Origin of the sequence: Janthinobacterium sp. 13 (genome assembly GCF_002749695.1) — a bacterium.
GTDB classification, from domain to species: Bacteria; Pseudomonadota; Gammaproteobacteria; order Burkholderiales; family Burkholderiaceae_D; genus Janthinobacterium; species Janthinobacterium kumbetense.
Genome location: NZ_PEEQ01000001.1, coordinates 127537 through 147371, shown reverse-complemented (window position 1 = coordinate 147371; position 19835 = coordinate 127537). Strand labels below are relative to the sequence as shown.

Here is a 19835-nt window from a genome sequence, read left to right as displayed (position 1 = left end):
GTGCAACAACAGAGAAGACATCAAGTCATTCCTATTCCTATAACGGAGACAATCATGATCATTTACGGAACCGCATTGCTGGCACTGTGCCATTTGCTCGGCATCTTCCTGGGCGACCTGCTCGGGCAGCTGATGGGCGTCAAGACCAACGTGGGCGGCGTGGGCATCGCCATGCTGCTCTTGATCTGCGCCCGGCTCTACATGCAGCGCCGCGCCTGGCTGCCGCAGATGACGGAGCGGGGCGTCGAATACTGGGGCGCCATGTATATTCCCGTGGTGGTGGCCATGGCGGCGCAGCAGGACGTGGTGGCAGCCCTGCGCGGCGGGCCCGTGGCCGTGCTGGCCGCCATCGGTTCCGTGCTCGTGTGCGGCGCCGTGATTTCGTTGATTAACCGGTCGGAAAGCCCTGCCGCCATCGCTGCCGCCGAAGCCGACCGCGTGCAAGCCGACTCGATGCTGATGAAGGAGCACCGTCATGCTTGAAATCTTTGAAAAAGCCGCCATCCACAATGGCCTGGTGACGGCCTTCGCCTTCGTCGGCCTGATCATGCTTGTCTCGATGGCGCTGTCGAAATACCTGACCCTGGGCCGCGTGCACGGCTCGGCCATCGCCATCGTGATCGGCCTGGGCCTCGCTTACTGGGGCGGCGTGCATAGCGGCGGCCACAAGGGCCTGGCCGATTTGTCGCTGTTCGGCGGCATCGGCCTGATGGGCGGCGCCATGCTGCGCGACTTCGCCATCGTCGCCACGGCCTTCGAGGTGCAGGCGACGGAAGCGCGCAAGGCTGGCCTGATCGGCGTCGTGGCGCTGCTGCTGGGCGTGGTGCTGCCCTTCCTCGTCGGCGCCGGCGTGGCCTACGCGTTTGGCTATTCGGACGCCGTCAGCATGACCACCATCGGCGCCGGCGCCGTCACGTACATCGTCGGCCCCGTCACGGGCGCGGCCATCGGCGCCAGCTCGGACGTCATGGCGCTCAGCATCGCGGCAGGCCTCATCAAGGCCATCCTGGTGATGGTGGGCACGCCCGCCGCGGCGCGCTTTTTGCGCCTGAAGACGCCCCGTTCTGCGATGGTCTTCGGCGGCCTGGCCGGCACCGTCAGCGGCGTGTCGGCCGGCCTGGCCGCCACCGACCGCAAGCTGGTGCCGTATGGCGCGCTGGTGGCCACGTTTCATACGGGCCTGGGCTGCTTGCTGGGACCATCGCTGCTGTTCTTCGCCGTCAAGGCGGTGGTGGCTTGATGGACGCCTGGCGCGCGCATGACTTGCTGTGGGTATCCGGCTTGCCGGACGGTGCATGCTTGCCCGCCTGGGCCGACGCTGCCTGGCTGCAGGCGGCGCCGCTGGTGGTGCGGCGCGGCAGCAGCGCGCCCGGACGCATCCCCGTGGGCTTGCGCGGCCGGCTGCGCAGCGAACGGCATGCGTGCGAAGTGGAGTCTTCCGCCGTTCTGCGCCGCGTGACGCCGGAAATGCTGGCGCAGCTGGCGCACACCCCGCCGTCCGGTTTTGACTGTACTGCGCTCGATGCGCTGCGGCCGGTGGCGCCGCTGCTCGATGCCACGGGCTGGGCCTGGGGCCCGACGGGCGGCGTGGGCTTCGCCCTGGCCAGCGGCTTGCCCGTGCTGCGCGCCGACAGCGACCTCGATCTCGTGCTGCGCATCGCCGCGCCGCCGCACGCGGAGCAGGCCGACGCCCTGCGCGCCATCGCCGCCACGGTCACGGCGTGCCGGCTGGATCTGCAAATCGACACGGGCCATGGCGGCTTTGCGTATGCGGAATGGGCGGCGGGGCGGGGCAGGGTCTTGCTGAAAACGGACCACGGTCCCGTGCTGACGGCCACGCCCTGGGAGCAGGCATGAGCGTATTGTTTACCTTTCCGGGCCAGGGCGCCCAATATCCCGGCATGCTGCATGCGCTGCCCGACGATGTGGCCGTGGCGGCGGCCCTGGCCGAAGCGGCTGACGTGCTGGGCCAAGATTCCCTGGCGCTGGACACGGCCGAAGCGCTGGCGTCGACGCGGGCCGTGCAACTGTGCTTGCTGATCGCGGGCGTGGCGATGGCGCGTTCGCTGGCGGCGCGCGGCGCGCTGCCCGACATGGTGGCCGGCTTTTCCATCGGCGAGTATGCGGCGGCCGTCGTGGCCGGCGCGCTCGATTATGCGGATGCCGTGCGCCTGGTGGCGCGGCGCGGAGAGTTGATGGAACAGGCGTATCCGGCTGGCTACGGCATGGCGGCCATCATCGGACTTGATCTGGCGCAACTCGAATCGTTGCTGGCACAAGTGCATGGCGCCGCGAATCCCGTGTATGTCGCCAACCTGAATGCGCCGCGCCAGATCGCCATTGCCGGCAGCGAGCCCGCCTTGCAAGCCGTGATGGCGCTGGCCCTGGCGCACGGCGGCAGCAAGGCCAAGCGCCTGGCCATCAGCGTGCCGTCGCATTGCCCGCTGCTGGAAGGCGCGGCGATCGACATGGCCGCCGCCTTCGAGGGCGTGGCCGTGCGCCGCCCCTCGCTCGTCTACCTGAGCAGCAGCGCGGCGCGCGCGCTGTTCGACCCGGCCCGCATCCGCGACAGCCTGGCCGCCAACATGGCGCGGCGCGTGCAGTGGACCAGTACCGTACGCCTGGCGTGGGAGCGGGGCGCCCGGCTGGCGCTGGAAATGCCGCCCGGCAGCGTCCTGACGCGGCTGACGGCGCCCGATTTCACGGACGGCGTGGCCGCCTGCTGCGACGGCAACCGGGGCGACAGCGTGCTGGCGCTGGTGCGGCGGGAGCGAAACGGCAGCGTGCCTTAAAGCCTGGCGCTCAAGCCAACTTGAAAGCCACGGCCCGGCAAGGGCGCGATGTATTTCAGTGGGGAATTGTGCGGCCTGGCATCCGCATCGAGCAGGTTGCTGCCGCTGATAAACACCTCGATGCCTGCAAACGGCGAATTGGCTACCTGCAGGGCGCGGCTGACCTGGAAGTTCACCATGGTGTAGCCGTCGAGCGGCACTTCCTCGCCGACACTCTTGCCCAGGTACTTTTGCTTGTCATACCGGGTGCCGGACAGCTTGGCCTTCCACCCCTTGTTTTCCCACTGTACATTCGCGCCATAGCGGTTGGTGGGCATGTTGGGCAGGTAGGCGCCGTCGTTGTGCGCGCGCAGCTTGTCCGGATTGTCCGCCTTGTTCTTGACGAGGTCGGCAAAGGCGGAGAGGTTCAGCTTGCCGTAGCCGCCAAGCTGCACGACCTGGGAGGCGTCGACCTCGAAGCCACGGACCGTCGTATCGGTCTGCTTCCAGTACTTCAAGGGCAGGCGATTGGCCATCTGGGCGCCAGAGTGGCCAAGGTAGAGGTAGTTCTCGTACTTCATGACGTAGCCGGTGGCCGACAGCTGGAAGCCGCGGTTGGCGAACAGGCCGGTGAGCTCGGTATTCTTCGCGCGCTCGGCCTTCAGGTTCTGGTTGCCTTCTTCCTGGGTCATGATCGAATAGTGGCGGTTGCTCGCATACAACTCATTGACGTCGGGCGCTCTTTCCGACGATGAGTAGCGCAGCTTCGCGCCGAACAGCTGGCCCAGCTTGGCCGAGGCGCCCAGGTTATAGCTGTTCAGGCTGAACGACCTGTCCTCGAGTCGGGAGTTGCTCGCATTCCTCGACGTCTTGAAGCCGCTCTTGCGGATCTCGTGCTCGACTTTTTCATGGCGCAAGCCCGCGTCGAAGGTGGCCCAGTCGACGTCGAGGCTTTCCTTGAGGAACAGCGCGCGGCTGACCGTGCTCGCGTCGGGAAGGTACAGCTGCGGCCCGCTGCCGGCGATATCCCTGGCCTTGTGGCTCAAGCCCAGCATGCCGCTCAAGGGGCCTGCGCGCCGGTGCGCCAGCAGGAGCTCGGCTTGATTCGTGTCGAACTGGTAATCATTCGCCTTGATGGAACCCAGGCGCTCTCCCGACGCATTGTTCAGGCGTGACATGCGCAGTTGCACGCTTTCAAGATACGCAACGGGGCTGGACAGCCGGGCTTCCAGCGCATATTTATCCTGCTTGATCACGACGCCGACGGGCAACCCCTCGGCATAATTCGCCCCGAACGACTTGTTTTCCATGGAAAAGCCCGGCACGCCGTATTCGCTTTCCTTGGAGTCGAGACTGACGGCCACGTAGCCCTGGTCGAAAAAGTAGGTCGTGCCGACGGCAAAGTGGGCATTGCTGGCATGGCTGTTGCCCAGGGTGCCGTGGTAATCGGGGGTGACGTCCTTGTTGATCTTGCTCTGGGTCATCGACGGCGTACCCGGTACGTAGGCGGGATTGGCCGGGTTGACGTAGGTCTTGCGCTGCCAGACGGAGGTGGGATTATTGGTGTAGAAGGAAAAATCACCGTCCGCCCAGTCCGGATTTTCCTTCATGAACTGGTCGATAAACGGTTGCGACGCCTTGTTGTAGATTTGCTGGATGCGCGCTTCCTTCTGGCAACTGTCGGCCAGGAAGGTGTTGACACCGCCGGTTGCAGGGAACAGCTGGCTGTTGCACGCGCCGGCCTTGCTGTTGCCGGGAATATCGTAATGCCCGATCTTCTGGAAGGACAGTTGCAGATTCGTCGAGAAGTGCTTGCCATCGTTGAAGTTGACGCGCAAGCCTTGCGCGTCGGCATCGTTGAATCCCTTGCGCAGGACCAATTCCACGTCCTTTTCTTTGGTTTCCATCTTCCTGGAAACGATGCCGGAATCGACGTCGACGCTGCCGCCGATGGCATTGCCGCCGAAACGCACGCTATCGGACGATTTGTTCACCGTCACGCTGCGCGCGAACAGCGGATCGAAAGGGATGTTGATGTCGCCGCTGAGCGCATTCATGCCGAGGATGGACTGGCCATCTTCGAGGATCTGCACGCGGCTGCCGCTCAGGCTGCGGATCACCGGCGCGCCCGCATTCGGCCCGAAGGCGCTGCTTTGTACGCCCGAGACATGTTCGAGCATGCCGCCCAGGGTCCGGTTCTGGGCTTGCGTATTCTCGACGAGGACGACGCTGTCGATGCTGGAAGGCCGGTCAGCCCGGACCTTGATGGTTTGCAGGGTGACGTCGTCCGCCGCGTAAGCGAGCGGGGCAGTGGACAGCATGGCAGCTGCGAATACGTGATGGCGCATAGGACTTTCTAAAAAGGCGGAAGGTGGTACTGGGCGCAGGCCCGGCGTGAAGGTATAAATGCAATTGAGTTGCAATAATAGCTTGCGCCTGATGCTATTGCAAGTAAACTGCATTTGATGGCATCGGCGGACTGGCGCACGGAACCCGCGCAGCGCAGGCAGCCGGCATGTGCCGGCTACTGGGTAGGAAAGTGGGGAGGTGTGCTGGCCTTGCGCGTTGCGCGTGATCAGGCCGCTGGCAAGGTGTGCGGCGCAGACTGCATTGGTCCGCCTGCGCCGTGATGGAGTTGCTGCTTCAGGTGAAGTTCGCTGGCTTTTTCGCCTGCAGCCGGCGCGCGCGCCGTTTTCTTTCCCAGATGACGATGCCCGTCACGGACAGCATGGCCACCATCAGGCCCATGCAGGACATCAGTATGCGCCCCGGCAAGCCGAGGATGCGGCCCGAGTGCAGGGGGAATTGCAGTTGCACGAAGACGTCGGCGGCCGTGCCTTCCCACGGCTTGTGCTGGCCGATGATGCTGCCGTTCATGCCGTCGACATACAGGTTCGACAGGCCCATGCCGGCCGCGCCGAATTCGTCGGCCGGATCGAAGAAGGAGACGTTGTAGAACGAATAATTGCCGCCATAATAAATGCCGCCGATGGGCGCCGTGATGCCGCGCTGCGCGGCTTGCTTTTTGGCAATCTCCACGGCCTGCTCGAAGCCGATCGCGGGCGTGATATACGTGCCGTAGGGCGCCGGCACCTGCGTTTCGTACGGTCCCGGCGTGGTGGTGGAAACGAGCGACATGACGGGATAAAACACTTCGCGGTACAGGTTCAGCGAGAACGAGGTAAACGCGACGACGATGATGACGGGCCACACCCACAGCCCGCCCGCGCGGTGCAGATCGAAATTGAGCTTGTAGCCGCCGGCCGCCCAGCGCAGCACCCACGACGGTTTCCACCGCTGCCACCAGCTGGCGGCGTCGCGGTGGCGCGGCGCCTCGTCCTGCGCGCGCGGGCGCAAACGGCGCGGCGTGGTCAGATAAAACGCCACCATGCTGTCGAGCAGCCACACCAGGGCTACCGTGCCCATCAGCCAGTAACCCCAGCGGTCCGTGCCCCAGAAGGCGGGCACGTGCAGGCTGTAATGCAGGTGGCGCAGGAACGGCATCAGGCTGCGGCGCGACAGGGAAATGGCCGTCGAATCGCGCGTGCCCGTGATCTGCGCCGTGACGGGGTCGATGTAGACGGTGTTGTAGTCGAGCACGAACGGCTTGTTCGTGGCCGGGTCCGTCAACGGGCGCACCATGAAGGCGGCCGCATGGCCTTCTTCCAGGCCCAGGGTCATGTAATTGACTTCCACGCGCGGGTCGGCGGCGGCGACTTTTTGCGCCAGCGCAAACGGCGGCTGCAGGGGGCCGTGGCCCGGCGTGTCCATGATGTCGGCGTTGAGCCATTCGTCCAGTTCGTGGTCCCACGACGTGACGGCGCCCGTGAGGCCGGCGACGATGAGGAAGAGGGCGATGGTCAGGCCGGCCCAGCGGTGTATGACAGTCCAGAAAGCGCGCATGCGGTACAAACCTTTAACATAAAACCGGCTTGTTGCCGCCAGCAGGCGCCACGGGGGCGCACAGGGAAAAGCCAGGCACACGCCTGCTATTTTGATAATGGGAATCGTTCTCATTATCCGCCGTGGCGTGGCGTTTGTCCAGCGCCAATGGTGTTGCCCAGGGTCAAATGGCGCATGCTAAGATGCTAGCAAGAAGTTAATTTACATTCCACATGGAAATATTCAAGGCTGAGGCGGCATGCGCATAGAAGACCGGAACAATGTCCGCATTCGCGAATGCAACGGTGCGCCACAGGCGGGCGCGGCTGCCACCATGGTGTTCATGCATGGCTTTGGCTGCGACCAGACCATGTGGCGTTACCTGGAGCCGCTGTTTCGTGCGCGCTACCGCACCGTGCTGTTCGACCTGGTCGGCAGCGGCGCTTCCGACCTCGGTGCCTATGATTTCGATAGCTACGCGCGGCTCGACGCGCATGGCGCCGATTTGCGCCAGGTCATCCATGCCGTCGGCGGCGCTCCCGTGATTTGCATCGGCCATTCCGTCAGCGCCATGAGCGCCTTGCTGGCCAGCATCGCCGAGCCGGAGCTGTTCGCCGCGCAAGTCATGCTGGCGCCGTCGCCGTGCTATGTCGACGATGCGGCGGCCGGCTACCGGGGCGGCTTCAGCCGTGCCGATATCGACGACTTGCTCGATGCCATGGATAGCAATTACCTGGGCTGGTCCGCCGGCATGGCGCCTGCCATCATGGGCGCGCCAGGGCAGCCGGCGCTGGGGCAAGACCTGGCGAACAGCTTTTGCCGTACCGACCCCGTCATCGCCCGGCATTTCGCGCAAGCCACGTTCTTGTCCGACCACCGCGCCGTCTTGCCGCAGAACAGCACGCCGGCCCTGATCGTGCAATGCAGCGACGACTTCATCGCGCCACCTTGCGTGGGTGTGTACTTGCGTGAAATGTTGCCGCACAGCAGCCTGCACGTGCTCGAAAATGTGGGCCATTGTCCGCACATGAGCGTGCCCGACGCCAGCTACCGCGCCATCCGCCACTTTCTCGACGGCCAACACCTGTAATGCGCGACACGATGCCTTCCTTGCCTGACGCCAGCACCTTGTTCCAGCACGCAGCTTGCGGCTTGCTGCTGTGCACGGCCGACGGCACCATCGTGCAGGCGAACGCCACCTTTTGCGGCTGGCTCGGCTATGGCGCCGGGGAGCTGCTGGGGAAAAAGAAACTGCAGGATTTGCTGACCATCGGCGGGCGCGTATTCCACCAGACGCATTGGCTGCCGCTGATGCAGGTGCAGGGCAGCGTGTCGGAAATCCTGCTCGACATGCGCCAGCGCCAGGGGCAGTCCATCCCCATGCTGTTCAATGCCGTGCGCCGCGAACATGATGGCGTGCGTTATGACGAGATCGCCGTCTTTGTCGCCAGCGACCGGCGCAAGTATGAACAGCAGCTGCAACTGGCGCGCAAGGAGGCTGGCGAGCTCAATGAACAGCTGGCGGCCGCCGACCGGCGCAAGGACGAATTCCTGGCGACCCTGGCGCACGAGTTGCGCAATCCGCTGGCGCCCATGCGCAATGTGCTGGAAGTGTTGCGCCTGGCGCAACTGGACGACCCGCAGCTGCGCTGGGCCCGCGACGTGCTGGGCCGGCAAGTGGGGCACATGACGCACCTGGTCGACGATTTGATGGAAGTGTCGCGCATCACGCAGGGGCGTTTGGAACTGCGCCGCGCCTGCGTGGAACTGGCGCCCGTGGTGGAGGCGGCCCTGCACAGCGTGGCGGAGCTGGCCGTGCAATCCGGCCACAAGGTGCTCGTGGAGCAATGGCCGCAAGCCATCTGGTTCGACGCCGATGCCACGCGCCTGGGACAGATGATTGCCAACCTGCTGACGAACGCCATCAAGTACACGCCCGCCAACGGCGTCATCGGGCTGGAAGTGGCATGCACGGACAACGACGTGCACATCAGCGTGCGCGATTCGGGCATCGGCATCGCGCCCGAGCACCTGGACACGGTATTCGACCTGTTCTCGCAGCTGGAACCGGCCCTGTCGCGGGCCCAGGGCGGCCTGGGCATCGGCCTGTCTCTCGTGCGCGGCCTGGCCGAGTTGCATGGCGGCAGCATCAGCGCGCACAGCGATGGCGTGGGGCAGGGCAGCACCTTCGCCTTGCGCCTGCCGCTGCCTGCCGTACCCTTGCAGGCGCCGCCCGAACCCAACCGCCGCTTGCTGGCCGGCACGCGCGAAGGCAAGGTGCTGGTGATCGACGACAGCGCCGACGCGGCCGAAAGCCTGGCGCTGGCGCTCGACATCCTCGGCTATGACGTGCGCACGGCCTACGATGGCGCGGCCGGCATGGCAGCCGCACAAGTTTTCATGCCGCAAGTGATCTTGCTCGACATCGGCTTGCCGCACATGAATGGCTACGACGTGGCGCGGCTGTTGCGCAGCCAGCCCTGCGGCAAGGACGCCATCCTCGTGGCCGTCACGGGCTGGGGCCAGGACAAGGACCGCCAGATGGCGTCCGACGCGGGCTTTGATTTACATCTGACCAAGCCCGTGGATTTTTATGAGCTCGATGCGGTGCTGCAGAAGATGCTGCAAACGAGCTGAGTTGCCGTAGCGCCATCCTGCCCGCCTGCGGCGCCCATCACATCCCCTGTTTTCTTTCTTTTCATTATCTGTTTCCGTTGATACACCTCTATTGTTTGCGGTAAATCAAACACGGAATTTCAATGTTATAAATAAAAGAAATTTCATTTAAAAATTAAATGTTATTAATGGATAGATTCTAAATATTATTAAAAATAATTTGACTTGCGAAAATAAACGAAATATCCTCACTTCGTGGTTGCGGTAATGAGGGTCAAAAAACATCATTGGTCATCAGGCGTATTATCTTATCGATAGATTTGGTGATTTATTGATATATTTTGTGTATTTTTAATTGATACATTTCGCGTATTTTTATGCACCAGTGATGGAATCCGATTACGCCGCGGGCGCTGCCGGAAACCTGAATGGGTCTTCATTATTTCATCGCACAAAGGATAGTTGTAATGTTTAATTCCATTCCAAATAGGGGTAAAATCATGGCAACAATTAATGTACTGGTAGCGGTCAATGTTGGTCAGGCAGTGGCACAAAAAAATCTGAGCAAGTACGTCTTCATGGTCGATACGACCGGCTACTCGGGCAATGGCAACGAAGGCGGCAATGAACTGGTGACAACGTGCAAGAACGGCGACACCATCGTCTGGAACGTGAGCTCGCTGGACCCGGCCGAACAAGTTTCCATCCACAACTTCGATGGCACCGCCATCACCAGCGGCATGATCAATCCGGCGCCTTACCCGCAATATGACAGCACCGTATGGGGTGGCCGCGTCAATGCCAAAGGCAGCAATGTGCAATATACGATAACCTTGTTGTTGGCGGGCAATACTCTGCTGACCTTCGATCCATTCATCGTGGCGTCGAATCCGCAATAATCGGGCAAGGGCCATGTTCGGCATGCCGCGCGCATGGCCTGTTTTGAAGTTTCTTTAAATGAATATTTTCCAGATAAACCTGGATTTTCCATTTTTGTGAATCGTTTTTTTTCCTGTCCCGAATAAATTCCCCGCTATGCGGCAGTGTAATTAATCGCTCCTCCCTCTCTTTTCTATCGAAACGTTCCCATTCCTTCCGCTCATTATCCGGTACGGGCTTTCCACTGTCCGTCGTATAATATGCCCGCCATACTCTTCGTTCCGCGTGCCGGGCACCGTTCGCCGTTTATGGCAATTGGCCGGGCCGGAGTCGAATCATTATGTGCATTGACGTCCATTTATGCGCACGGGAAAAATAACAATGGAACAATTGACGGAACTTGAGCTGGAATGCTTTCAGCTGCGCCATGGCGATGGCCGGGCGGACCGCTGCGTGGACTGGGCCGTGGAGCGCTTGCGCCTCGACCAGGAAGGCGACGACCTGGAAGTCGTGCTGCTGGCCAGCGCCCGGGGCCGCGACGAGGTGCTGCCGCTGGCCGAGGTGATCATCGCGCGCTACCGGGGAGCGCAGCGCCTCGGTGAACAATTCCTGGCCGGAAAATACATCGTCGAACTGCGCGCCGCCTATCTGGCGGGCCGGGAAAGCGCGGCGTCGCTCGATGCCATCTTTACCCGCCTGTATCCGGCGCTTGGCTATCCGGACTGGCTGGTGATGCTGAGCCGCAATTGCGAGTATGCGATGGACGTAGCCGATTTCGAGCAGCCATTCGAGGATGAATTCCGCTATATCGCCAGCCTGTGGGCGCAGGCGGATAGCCTGGCCGCGTTCGAGCGCAAATACAGCCGCGAGGCATCCAGCCAACATGATGCGGCAAGCGTTTGATTGTGCCAAATGGCTGCAATATGAAAAAAATCGATATTTTTGTCTGTTCCGACGCCGAGATGCGCGCATGTGCCAGCTGGCAGGATGCCTTCGATTCCTTTCCCGTCACGGGCATTGCCTTGCCCGGCGAACTGGATTTTGCGTCGCTGGGGCAATTGCTGACCCACTCGGCAGCGCCTGCCATCAGGCCCGTGTCTATCCCGGGGCGTGAGCTTTACGTGTTTGCGCAGGCCATGGGGCAGGCTCTCGAGCGGCTGACGGCCGACGACTTGGCCGATATCGCGGTGGCATGGGCGCAGACGGCGCCATGGGCCGGGCTGGATGTCAATTCCTTCGATCTGGCCGGATTTCTGATGGAGTTGCAATCGACCTGGCATCAATCCGCCACGCCGGACAAGGCGCTGTTTGCGTGGATCGACGCCTAAGGTCGGCATGCGCGTGGCGGGCGGCCGCTATCGTATAATTTGCGCAATTCTTTTCGCTGGGAATAATGTGCAAAACAAGACTATCGGTTTACTTGGCGGCATCGGCTGGGCCTCGACCCTGGAATACTACCGGCTTCTCAATGAAATGCTGGTGGCGCGCATCGGGCCCGCGCACAGCGCGCGCATCATGCTGGTCAGCATGGACCAGGCCGATTTCGTCGCGCACGCATCTCAGCCCGATTCCCATGCCATTGAGCAATTTCTCGTCGGGGAAGGGCAGCGCCTGCAAGGCATGGGCGCGGACTTCTTCCTGCTGTGCGCGAATGGCGCGCACCGTTTCGCGCCGGCCGTCGTGCCGCGGATCGGCTTGCCTTTTATCAGTATCGTCGATGAAACGGCAAAGCGGGTGCAGCAGTCGGGCATACGCAAGGTGGGTTTGCTGGGCGTCAAGCAGACGATGGCGGGCCGCTTTTATCACGATGCGCTGGAACAGCGCGGCATCACCACGGTGACACCCGATGCGGCCGACCAGGACATCCTGCACGACCTGATCTATACGGAACTGGTGCAGAATATCTTTACCGACGCCAGCCGGAAAATTTTCCTCGCCATCATAGAAAAACTGCGGCGGCAAGGCGTGCAGGGCGTGATTTTGGGATGTACGGAGATACCGCTGCTGATCCAGCAGGGCGATGTGGACTTGCCGCTATTTAATACCACGGCCATTCATTGCGAGGCGGCGGTGGCGTTTGCCATCGAAGATTAAGCGCTGGCAACAGAGCGGCTGCCTGGGCAGGCTGCCGCTCTCGTCAGCATCAAGCCGGCTGCGCGCCGCTCACATTCCGGCTGCGGTTTTCCACCAGCACGGAAATACCGAGCACGACGATGCCGCCGCAGGCCAGCATGGCGCCGACCCAGCCCGTCGAGCGCAAACCCATGCCCATGGCGATGGCGATGCCGCCGGCCCAGGCGCCCAGGGCGTTGGCGATGTTGAAGGCGGAATGGTTGAGGGCGGCCGCCACGGTTTGCGCGTCGCCGGCCACGTCCATCAAGCGCGTCTGCACGGCCGGGGCGACGGCGATGCCGGCGCCGATGGCGAACAGGTTGATCGCCGTCAACCAGACATTGCTGCTGGTATAAGTAAAGGCGGCCAGCGCGGCCACGTTCCACAGCAGCACGCCGAAGATGGTCCACAGGCGCGAGCGGTCGGCCAGCCAGCCGCCGATCAGATTACCCACCGTCATGCCGATACCGATGATGGCCAGCAAGATGGAAATGACGAGCGGCGACACTTTCGTCACTTCCAGCAGGGTTGGCGTAATAAACGTGTAGACGGCGAACATGCCGCCGAAGCCGATCGCCACCATCAGCAGGGTCAGCCACACTTGCAGGCGGCGGAACACGCCCAGTTCGCGGCGCGGGCTGGAATCGCCGGCGGCCACCATGGGCACGAAGATGCGCACCATCAGCATGGTCAGCAAACCCAGCGCGGCGACTAGCAGGAAGGCCGAGCGCCAGCCCAGGGTCTGGCCGATGTAGGTTGCCAGCGGCACGCCGAAGATATTCGCCACGGTCAAGCCCATCAGGACGCGGGCCACGGCCTGGCCGCGCCGGTCCGGTTCGGCCAGCGCGGCCGCCACCAGCGCCGCCACGCCAAAGTAGGCGCCGTGCGGGATGCCGGCCACGAAGCGGGCCACCACCAGCAAGCCATAATTCGGGGCGATGGCGCTGAGCAAGTTGCCGCCAGCGAACATCAGCATCAGACAGATCAGCATCAATCGGCGCGGCATGCGCGCCAGGAAGATGGTGATCAGGGGCGCGCCGATGACCACGCCCAGCGCGTAGGCGCTGATCATGTGGCTCATCTGCGGCAAGGTCGTGCCCAGGTCGTCGGCCACCACGGGCAGGATGCTCATGGAGGCGAATTCGCCCGTGCCGATGGCGAGGCCGCCGATGGCCAGGGCCAGGTCGGCGTATCCAGCGCCAAAAGGCGCGGTGACGCGCGGAATCAGGGGATCTACGGAGGCGTGCATGTTCTTGTTAGTTGGGTAAAGAATGACAGGGCGGAGGGGCGCACAGTAGCCCAGCCGGAGGTGGCAATGCGCCACCAGAGTCGACGGATGGCCGGTATTTTCGGGCTAGAAGAGCTGCCCAAAGACAACATTGTAAGAGATTCGGGCAAGCTCTGCAGGGCGCCGGCTAAAATCTGCTGCACTGCACACAACAGCGATTGCTCTTGTTGTTAACGATAACACGGAATCTGCGCGATTCCGCCACAGGGTGAGCGAAGAAAGCCTGGCTGTGGCGGAAATGGTCTTCCTTGCGTATTACTTCGCTAACGATTGCTGCAGCGCTTCCAGTCCCGCCACATAAATGCCGTGGAACAGGTCCGTCACTTCCTGCTCGCTCACGCCCACGGGCGTGAAGCGGCCCGACCAGGTGACCCGCGCGCCGTCGCTGCCGGCAAGTGGTTCCACTTTCAGGGTCGACAGGTAATCGGCGGCGGGAAACGGCGCCTGCAGGATGGAATAGCTGTAGCTGCGCGCCGTGTTGTCGTACGCTTCCAGTTGCTCGACGATGACGTCGCCGGCCGGGTTGGCCAGGTGGCGGATGCGGCCCCCTGCGCTCAAGGTGCTGCTGGGAATGTAGGGCAGCCAGTCGGGCAGGGCATTGAAGCCGCCGATCAGTTGCCATACTTGCGCCGGCGTGGCGGCGATGTCGATGGAGGTGGTGGTGTGTGCCATATGCTTTCCTTATCTATTAGTTGGCGCCGGTTGGCAGCGGGGCGAATGGCGACACCAGTTGCTCGGCGCGCATGTCGTGCCAGAAGGCGGCGGGGATGACGGCGTGTAACGCTTGCTGGTCTTCGGCCAGGCGTTCCGGACGGCTGGCGCCGGGGATCACGGCAGCCACGGCCGGATTGGCCAAGGAAAATTGCAGGGCGGCAGCCTTGACGCTGACGCCGTGGCGCGCGGCAATCGCCTTGATGCGTTCTACCTTGGCAATGATTCCGGGCGAAGCCTTCTGGTATTCGAAGTGCGCGCCGCCGGCCAGGATGCCTGAACTGTAGGGGCCGCCCACGACGATGTCGACGTTCTGTTTTGCCGCGGCCGGCATCAGGCGCTGCAGCGCACGTTCATGGTCGAGCAGGGTGTAGCGGCCGGCCAGCAAGAAGGCGTCCGGCTGGGCTTCGGCCAGGTCCAGGGTCAGTTCCAGCGGTTCCACCTTGTTTACGCCCACGCCCCAGGCCTTGATGACGCCTTCTTCGCGCAGGCGGGTCAGCACGTGGAAGGCGCCCGTGCGGGCAATCTCGAATTGCGCCAGCCAGTTGTCGCCGTGGAAATCCTGGGCGATGTCGTGCACCCAGACGATATCGAGGCGGTCCGTATCCAGACGTTTCAAACTGTCTTCGATCGAACGCAGGGTGGCGTCGGCCGAGTAGTCATCGACGATCTTGTTCTTGCGGCCAAATTCGAACAATCCCCCTTTTTCGCCCAGTTCGCGGGCGGCGGGGTCTTCCAGTTCGTCGAGGATCAGCCGGCCGACCTTGGTGCTGAGCACGTAATCGTCGCGGCGGCGCTGCTTCAGGGCGGCGCCCAGGCGCAGCTCGGCCAGGCCGGCGCCGTAGAACGGGGCCGTGTCGAAGTAGCGGATGCCCGATTCCCAGGCCGCGTCGACGGTCGCCAGCGCTTCCTGTTCCGGAATGTTACGGAACATATTGCCCAGCGGCGCCGTGCCGAAACCCAGTTTGCCTGTCAGTAAGTGTTTGATTGTCATGGTGTTTTCCTTCAATGAGTGAGTCAGTGCAGACAGAATAGCTGGACAAGTTAAGCCTGTCCAAGACATAATTGGCGCAACTTGAGTCCTTAAAGGTCTGATATGCTGGACATACGCCAATTGCAATACTTCATCGCCGTCGCCGAGGAAGAACACGTGGGACGGGCCGCCGAGCGCCTGCATATTTCCCAGTCGCCGCTGAGCCGGCAAATCGCCCAGCTCGAAGACCGGCTGGGCCTGACCCTGTTCGAGCGCAGCGCCCAGCGCATCCGCCTGACGCGCGACGGCCATACCTTCCTGGCCGAAGCGCGCGCGTTCATTACCCACGGGAACCGGCTGGAAGCGCTGGCGAAACGCCTGGGGCGCGGCGACGAGGGTGGCCTGTGCATAGGCTACATCGAAAACGCCATGCATGCGGGCGTCTTGCCGGAGGGGCTGCGCGCCTTGCGCGCCACGCGGCCGCAAGTGCACGTGGCCCTGTACAACCTGCATTCGGCCGAGCAGATCGAGGGCTTGCGCCAGCGCAGCCTCGATATCGCGCTGCTGTGCGAGCCGCCGCTGGCGAACGACCCCGACCTCGATTGCGCGCAAGTGCTGAGCGACCCCATGCTGCTGGCCTTGCCCGCGACGCATCCGCTGGCGGCCAAGGCCCAGCTGACCCCGGACGACCTGGCGGGCCAGGAGTGGATCGCCGTGCTGCACAAGGAAAGCGTGCTGAAACACGATAACTTCATCGCCGCCTGCGCGCGCGCCGGTTTTACGCCGGACATCCGCATGGAAGCAACGGAACCGCTGACGGCGCTGGGCCTGGTGGCGGCCGGACTGGGCATGGCCATGATCCAGCACAGCCTGCGCCAGCACGCGCCGGCCGGCGTCGTCGTGAGGGAATTGCCGTGGTTCAGCTACCGCACGCCCTTGTGGTTGGCCTGGCACAAGGTCAATTTGCGCCCGCTGGTGGGGATTTTCCGGGAAACCTTGCTGCAGCAGGCGGGCGTGGCCGCTTAAATCTTTTTGCCGTGCTTCAAGTGCAAGGGCAGCCACCACCACATGCAGACGATGAGCGTGCCCATCAGCACGCAGGCGACGATGCCTGCGACGTGGCCGAACACTTCCGACATCACCAGATTGGTGCCGAGGATGAACGCCAGCGCCAGGGAAAAGGCGCCGCACATCATGATGCGGTCGGCCACGCGCTTGAAACGCTCGCGGTCTTGCAGGGGGCGCATCACGCGGTGCTGGATGGCTGGCGCGCTGAGCAGCACCAGGCTGGTCATGGACAGGAAAAACGTCAGCAGGAAGACGATTTTTTCCGCCTGCACGATCTTTGCGAAGCCGCCGTTGAAGGGCAGGATGATGAGGAAGGCCGTCAGCATCTGCGCGCCCGGCAAGAGGATGCGCAATTCGCTGAGCAGGTCGGACAAGTCGCCTTCTTCGCCTGCTTGATTATTGTCGTCATGTGGCGGGGTGTGCGGCATGGCGCTATTCCTGTTGGTGGCGATGGGGCCAGTCTACGCACAGGCGGCCAGGCCGACTGTGGGCGGGCGCACCTTCGGAAGCATTGCGTCAGAACCAGTGCGGGTAGCGTTGGCGCAGCCGCCACAAGGGCGTCGAGACGATGGCCGTGGCGCTGTGCGAGGCGTCGTGGCCGCAATGGCCGCAACTGTGGCGCCGGTGCGGCGCCAGCGCGAAGTCGCCCAGGTCCAGGTGCGGGTGGCCGCAGCGGGCGCAGTCGCTGCAGCCTAGCGGCGCGCCAGCCTGCAAGGCGGCGGCGAACGCCTGCGCGGCGGGCGGCGTGATATTCAGTTGCACTATGTCGGGAGGAAACAGGCCGGGCAGGGCGCGGCAGTCGATGGCCAGCGCGGCCGCGTCGCGCGCCAGCAGGGCGCCGCCGTCATTGGCCCGGGCGCGCAGTTGCAGCAGGCCATCATTGCCCAGGCGCAGGGTGCTGGCGTGGAATTGCGTGGGGTCGAACAATTCCGGATACAGCACATAGCCCATGGGGCTGGCGTGCTGGCGGCACTGCATGGGTTGCGCGGACGGGCAGGCGGCCAGGTCGGCTTGCGTGCCCCAGTAGCACTGGTGCGTGCGGCACCAGTGGCGCGCCGCGCCATTGCGAAATTTTCCAGCGGGCAGCAAATCGCACACGATGATGGCGTCCAGTCCCGCGCCGGCGCGAAAGTGGCCCGTGATGTGGGACGTGGTGACGGCAAGACGGCCCGTGCTCGCGTGCAGGGGCCAGCAGATGCCGGGCAGGGTCAGCGGCGTGGCCAATGGCGTTTCCGCGCGGCTATCGGCTTGCCAGCCGCTCGCTGGCCGGAAGCAAAAAACCCGCCGGTTGGGGCGGGCTGTGCTGACGGGGATGCCTGAGGCATGGCCCGGTCTATTCTTCCGTATCGGCCAGGGTGACGATGGCGCGCGCCCACTTCGAGTATTTCAGGTTTGCCAGGTCGCGCACGGTCTTGATATTGAATGCCTGCTTGAGCAGCTCCGCATCCTTCTCGCTCACGCCTTGCAGCGCATCGACGGGTGCATCAGCGATTTCCTTGAACGTCTTTTTTTCGTAAGCCTTGTCTACCGCTTTATTGATGTTCATGTGTTGATACTCCTCAGTAAGTGGGAAAATTAATTCTACACGTTTTTGAGAACCGTCAATTTACGCTTGCAAGTTGTGCCGAACTAAATATGATGGAGGTGGGCGCCTCGACAGTGAGGCCGTCTGTGCGTTCGCCTTGAGATTGTAATTATGTCACTGTTATTATTCATAGTATAATGATTTCCATGGCGGAGAATGGTCTGCGCCATGCCGGACACCGCGGTCACGCGGCACCAATCGATAGCGTTCAGGAGAATACGATGAGTTTGCTAGATCAACTTGCAGGACAGGCGATGAGCGCTTTGGGCAATAAAAGTGCTGACGGGGAAGCCCCATCGGGATTGATGGCCAGCGTGATGGACCTGGTCAACCAGCATGGCGGCTTGCCCGGCCTGCTGCAGAAATTCCAGGAAAGCGGCCTGGGCGACCAGGTGGCCAGCTGGATCGGCACGGGCGCCAATGCACCCATCTCCGGCGAACAGATCAAGGATGCGCTGGGCAGCGACACGATCACCCAGATCGCTGAAAAAGCGGGCGTCGCCCCGGACGCGGCCTCGGGCGGCCTGGCCGCCTTGCTGCCCCAGCTGATCGACAAGCTGACCCCGGACGGTCAGGTGCCGGAAGGCAACGACCTCGTCAGCCAGGGCTTGAATATGCTCAAGGGCAAGATTTTCGGTTGATTCCCTGATCTTGCAAGTGAAAAACCTCGCAGCGATGCGAGGTTTTTTTATGTGCAAGGTTTCTGGGGGATCAGAGTTAACGTCGGAAAAACGCCTGTGGCTAGGCGCCGCCCCGAAGACAGTACGCGAGTACGGCGAAGGACAAGAGTAACCCCGGCAACAACGCCACGGGCGTTTTTCAGGCGGCGGCCATTATTCCCAGGCGCTGCGCCATATACGCCGGTTCGCTGGTCAGTCTGGCCGTACTCCCTTCCACCAGATACGAGCAATACCGTCTCCGCTCGGCGCTGCCGCCGCGCCGTTCCATCAGCTCGCCCAGCATGGCGACGGCATCGGCGGCCATCTTTTGCACGGGCTGGCGCAGGGTGGTGATGTCGTAGCTGAGCCAGCCGGACGCTTCCAGCGCGTCGAAGCCGGCCACCGACATTTGCAGCGGCACCTGGATGCCCATCTGGTGGCGCGCCGTGTCCAGGCAGCCGATGGCCATGATGTCGTTGCCGCAGATGACGGCGTCCGGCACGCGGCCCAGGCGGTCGATGACCTTGCGCAAGCCCCGTCCGCCGCTGGCGTAGTCGTAGTTGCCGCTGACGACGATGGGCGCGGGCAAGCCCAGGGTCAGCAGCCGGTCCAGCATGCCGGCCTTGCGTTCCTGCGCGACGGCCGAATCGCCGGGGCCGTCGATGATGGCGAACTGGCGGTGGCCCGCTTCGGCCAGGCGCGAGACGAGCAGGCGCGCCGCTTCGCCCTGGTCGCACAGCACGGCATGCACGGCGTGTTCGCGCGGGCTGCGGTTGAACAGCACCAGGGGCACGTCGCGCCGGCCGAATTCGGCCATCTGCTCGTCCGACAGGCAGGCGGCCACGACGGCGCCGTCGACCTGGTATTGCCAGACATCGCTGAGGGCCTTGCCGATGTCCGCTTCGCGCTCCAGGGTAAACAATAACAGGCGCTTGCCCTGGCGGGCGATGTGCTGGCTCAGGTCGGACAATACTTGCGGATAGTACAGGTTGGCCAGGTTGGAAATGATGACGGCCACCAGGTTCGAGCGGCGCGTGATCAGGCTGCGCGCGGCCGCGTTGGGGATGTAGTCGAGGCTGATGGCCGCCTGCATGACCTTGGCGTGGGTGGCTTGCGAGATGCTGGCGCCCGGCTTGAAGCAGCGCGACACGGCCGATTGCGACACGCCGGCCAGCAAGGCCACGTCATACGAGGTCACGCGCCGTCCGGCGCCGGGTATGGCGCGGCTGGCGGTGCTGGGTGTCCGGGCTACAGTATTCTTTTTTCGCATATTGGTCTGGCAAGCAACCTG

21 protein-coding genes are annotated in these 19835 nt (G+C 63.2%); 12 read left to right on the top strand and 9 right to left on the bottom strand.

Annotated features, from left to right (window positions below; genetic code table 11):
- The first annotated feature begins 54 nt into the window (after positions 1–54).
- Genes madL through mdcH form a run of 4 tightly spaced genes read left to right on the top strand, consistent with a single transcriptional unit; the run spans position 55 to position 2792 of the window.
- Positions 55–483 (top strand): malonate transporter subunit MadL, encoded by a 429-nt coding sequence (gene madL / locus CLU94_RS00640; protein ID WP_070288196.1) that lies wholly within the window; start codon positions 55–57, stop codon positions 481–483.
- Complete coding sequence (gene madM, locus CLU94_RS00635) at positions 476–1240, top strand: malonate transporter subunit MadM (RefSeq protein ID WP_099664179.1); 765 nt, start codon at positions 476–478, stop codon at positions 1238–1240. Before madL ends, madM begins: the two co-directional genes overlap by 8 nt.
- Complete coding sequence (locus CLU94_RS00630; RefSeq protein WP_099664178.1) at positions 1240–1857, top strand: malonate decarboxylase holo-ACP synthase; 618 nt, start codon at positions 1240–1242, stop codon at positions 1855–1857. The genes madM and CLU94_RS00630 overlap by 1 nt, the downstream gene beginning before the upstream one ends.
- A complete protein-coding gene (mdcH, locus tag CLU94_RS00625; RefSeq protein ID WP_099664177.1) occupies positions 1854–2792 on the top strand; it encodes a malonate decarboxylase subunit epsilon in 939 nt (312 codons plus the stop codon). The genes CLU94_RS00630 and mdcH overlap by 4 nt, the downstream gene beginning before the upstream one ends.
- Here the strand turns inward: mdcH and CLU94_RS00620 are convergent.
- Together CLU94_RS00620 and CLU94_RS00615 are read right to left on the bottom strand one after the other, a co-directional pair.
- Positions 2789–5092, bottom strand: coding sequence for a TonB-dependent receptor (locus tag CLU94_RS00620; RefSeq protein WP_257218622.1), 2304 nt, complete (start codon positions 5090–5092; stop codon positions 2789–2791). The genes mdcH and CLU94_RS00620 overlap by 4 nt on opposite strands.
- A gap of 322 nt (positions 5093–5414) precedes the next feature.
- Entirely contained in the window at positions 5415–6674 is a 1260-nt protein-coding gene (locus tag CLU94_RS00615; protein WP_099668103.1) for a PepSY-associated TM helix domain-containing protein, read from the bottom strand.
- A gap of 238 nt (positions 6675–6912) precedes the next feature.
- Between CLU94_RS00615 and CLU94_RS00610 the strand changes: the two genes are divergently transcribed.
- The 6 genes from CLU94_RS00610 (at position 6913) to CLU94_RS00585 (ending at position 12242) form a co-directional block, all read left to right on the top strand.
- Positions 6913–7743 carry an alpha/beta fold hydrolase gene (locus tag CLU94_RS00610; RefSeq protein ID WP_099664175.1) on the top strand — a complete coding sequence of 277 codons (831 nt, stop codon included), beginning with the start codon at positions 6913–6915 and terminating at the stop codon, positions 7741–7743.
- Positions 7744–7754: 11 nt separating this feature from the next.
- Positions 7755–9290, top strand: a complete 1536-nt coding sequence (locus CLU94_RS00605; protein WP_257218621.1) for a hybrid sensor histidine kinase/response regulator — start codon at positions 7755–7757, stop codon at positions 9288–9290.
- Between the two features lie 524 nt (positions 9291–9814).
- Entirely contained in the window at positions 9815–10168 is a 354-nt protein-coding gene (locus tag CLU94_RS00600; RefSeq protein WP_251348942.1) for a hypothetical protein, read from the top strand.
- A gap of 361 nt (positions 10169–10529) precedes the next feature.
- The gene (locus CLU94_RS00595; RefSeq protein WP_099664173.1) at positions 10530–11051 is read left to right on the top strand and encodes a hypothetical protein; all 522 of its coding nucleotides are present in this window, start codon (positions 10530–10532) and stop codon (positions 11049–11051) included.
- 20 nt (positions 11052–11071) lie between these two features.
- Positions 11072–11476, top strand: a complete 405-nt coding sequence (locus CLU94_RS00590; protein WP_143451318.1) for a hypothetical protein — start codon at positions 11072–11074, stop codon at positions 11474–11476.
- A 67-nt stretch (positions 11477–11543) separates the two neighbouring features.
- Positions 11544–12242, top strand: a complete 699-nt coding sequence (locus tag CLU94_RS00585) for an aspartate/glutamate racemase family protein (protein WP_180278544.1) — start codon at positions 11544–11546, stop codon at positions 12240–12242.
- 49 nt (positions 12243–12291) lie between these two features.
- On the opposite strand, the gene CLU94_RS00580 is transcribed toward CLU94_RS00585, so the two are convergent.
- The 3 genes from CLU94_RS00580 to CLU94_RS00570 all read right to left on the bottom strand — a co-directional run bounded on the left by CLU94_RS00580 (position 12292) and on the right by CLU94_RS00570 (position 15253).
- A complete protein-coding gene (locus CLU94_RS00580; protein WP_083299622.1) occupies positions 12292–13509 on the bottom strand; it encodes an MFS transporter in 1218 nt (405 codons plus the stop codon).
- Between the two features lie 294 nt (positions 13510–13803).
- Positions 13804–14220 (bottom strand): SRPBCC family protein, encoded by a 417-nt coding sequence (locus CLU94_RS00575; RefSeq protein WP_099664170.1) that lies wholly within the window; start codon positions 14218–14220, stop codon positions 13804–13806.
- Positions 14221–14236: 16 nt separating this feature from the next.
- Positions 14237–15253 carry an aldo/keto reductase gene (locus tag CLU94_RS00570; protein ID WP_099664169.1) on the bottom strand — a complete coding sequence of 339 codons (1017 nt, stop codon included), beginning with the start codon at positions 15251–15253 and terminating at the stop codon, positions 14237–14239.
- 102 nt (positions 15254–15355) lie between these two features.
- On the opposite strand from CLU94_RS00570, the gene CLU94_RS00565 reads away from it, so the two are divergent.
- Positions 15356–16258 (top strand): LysR family transcriptional regulator, encoded by a 903-nt coding sequence (locus tag CLU94_RS00565; protein WP_099664168.1) that lies wholly within the window; start codon positions 15356–15358, stop codon positions 16256–16258.
- Here CLU94_RS00565 and CLU94_RS00560 read toward each other — a convergent pair.
- From CLU94_RS00560 to CLU94_RS00550, 3 genes are all read right to left on the bottom strand, one after another.
- Complete coding sequence (locus tag CLU94_RS00560) at positions 16255–16728, bottom strand: DUF6328 family protein (RefSeq protein ID WP_099664167.1); 474 nt, start codon at positions 16726–16728, stop codon at positions 16255–16257. The genes CLU94_RS00565 and CLU94_RS00560 overlap by 4 nt on opposite strands.
- Before the next feature lie 88 nt (positions 16729–16816).
- Complete coding sequence (locus CLU94_RS00555) at positions 16817–17524, bottom strand: hypothetical protein (protein ID WP_099664166.1); 708 nt, start codon at positions 17522–17524, stop codon at positions 16817–16819.
- Between the two features lie 109 nt (positions 17525–17633).
- On the bottom strand, positions 17634–17846 hold the full coding sequence (locus CLU94_RS00550) for a hypothetical protein (RefSeq protein ID WP_034751103.1): 213 nt from the start codon (positions 17844–17846) through the stop codon (positions 17634–17636).
- A gap of 260 nt (positions 17847–18106) precedes the next feature.
- On the opposite strand from CLU94_RS00550, the gene CLU94_RS00545 reads away from it, so the two are divergent.
- Positions 18107–18526, top strand: a complete 420-nt coding sequence (locus CLU94_RS00545; RefSeq protein WP_257218620.1) for a YidB family protein — start codon at positions 18107–18109, stop codon at positions 18524–18526.
- Between the two features lie 178 nt (positions 18527–18704).
- Here CLU94_RS00545 and CLU94_RS00540 read toward each other — a convergent pair whose 3' ends face one another.
- On the bottom strand, positions 18705–19742 hold the full coding sequence (locus tag CLU94_RS00540) for a LacI family DNA-binding transcriptional regulator (RefSeq protein ID WP_257218619.1): 1038 nt from the start codon (positions 19740–19742) through the stop codon (positions 18705–18707).
- Positions 19743–19835: the final 93 nt, after the last annotated feature.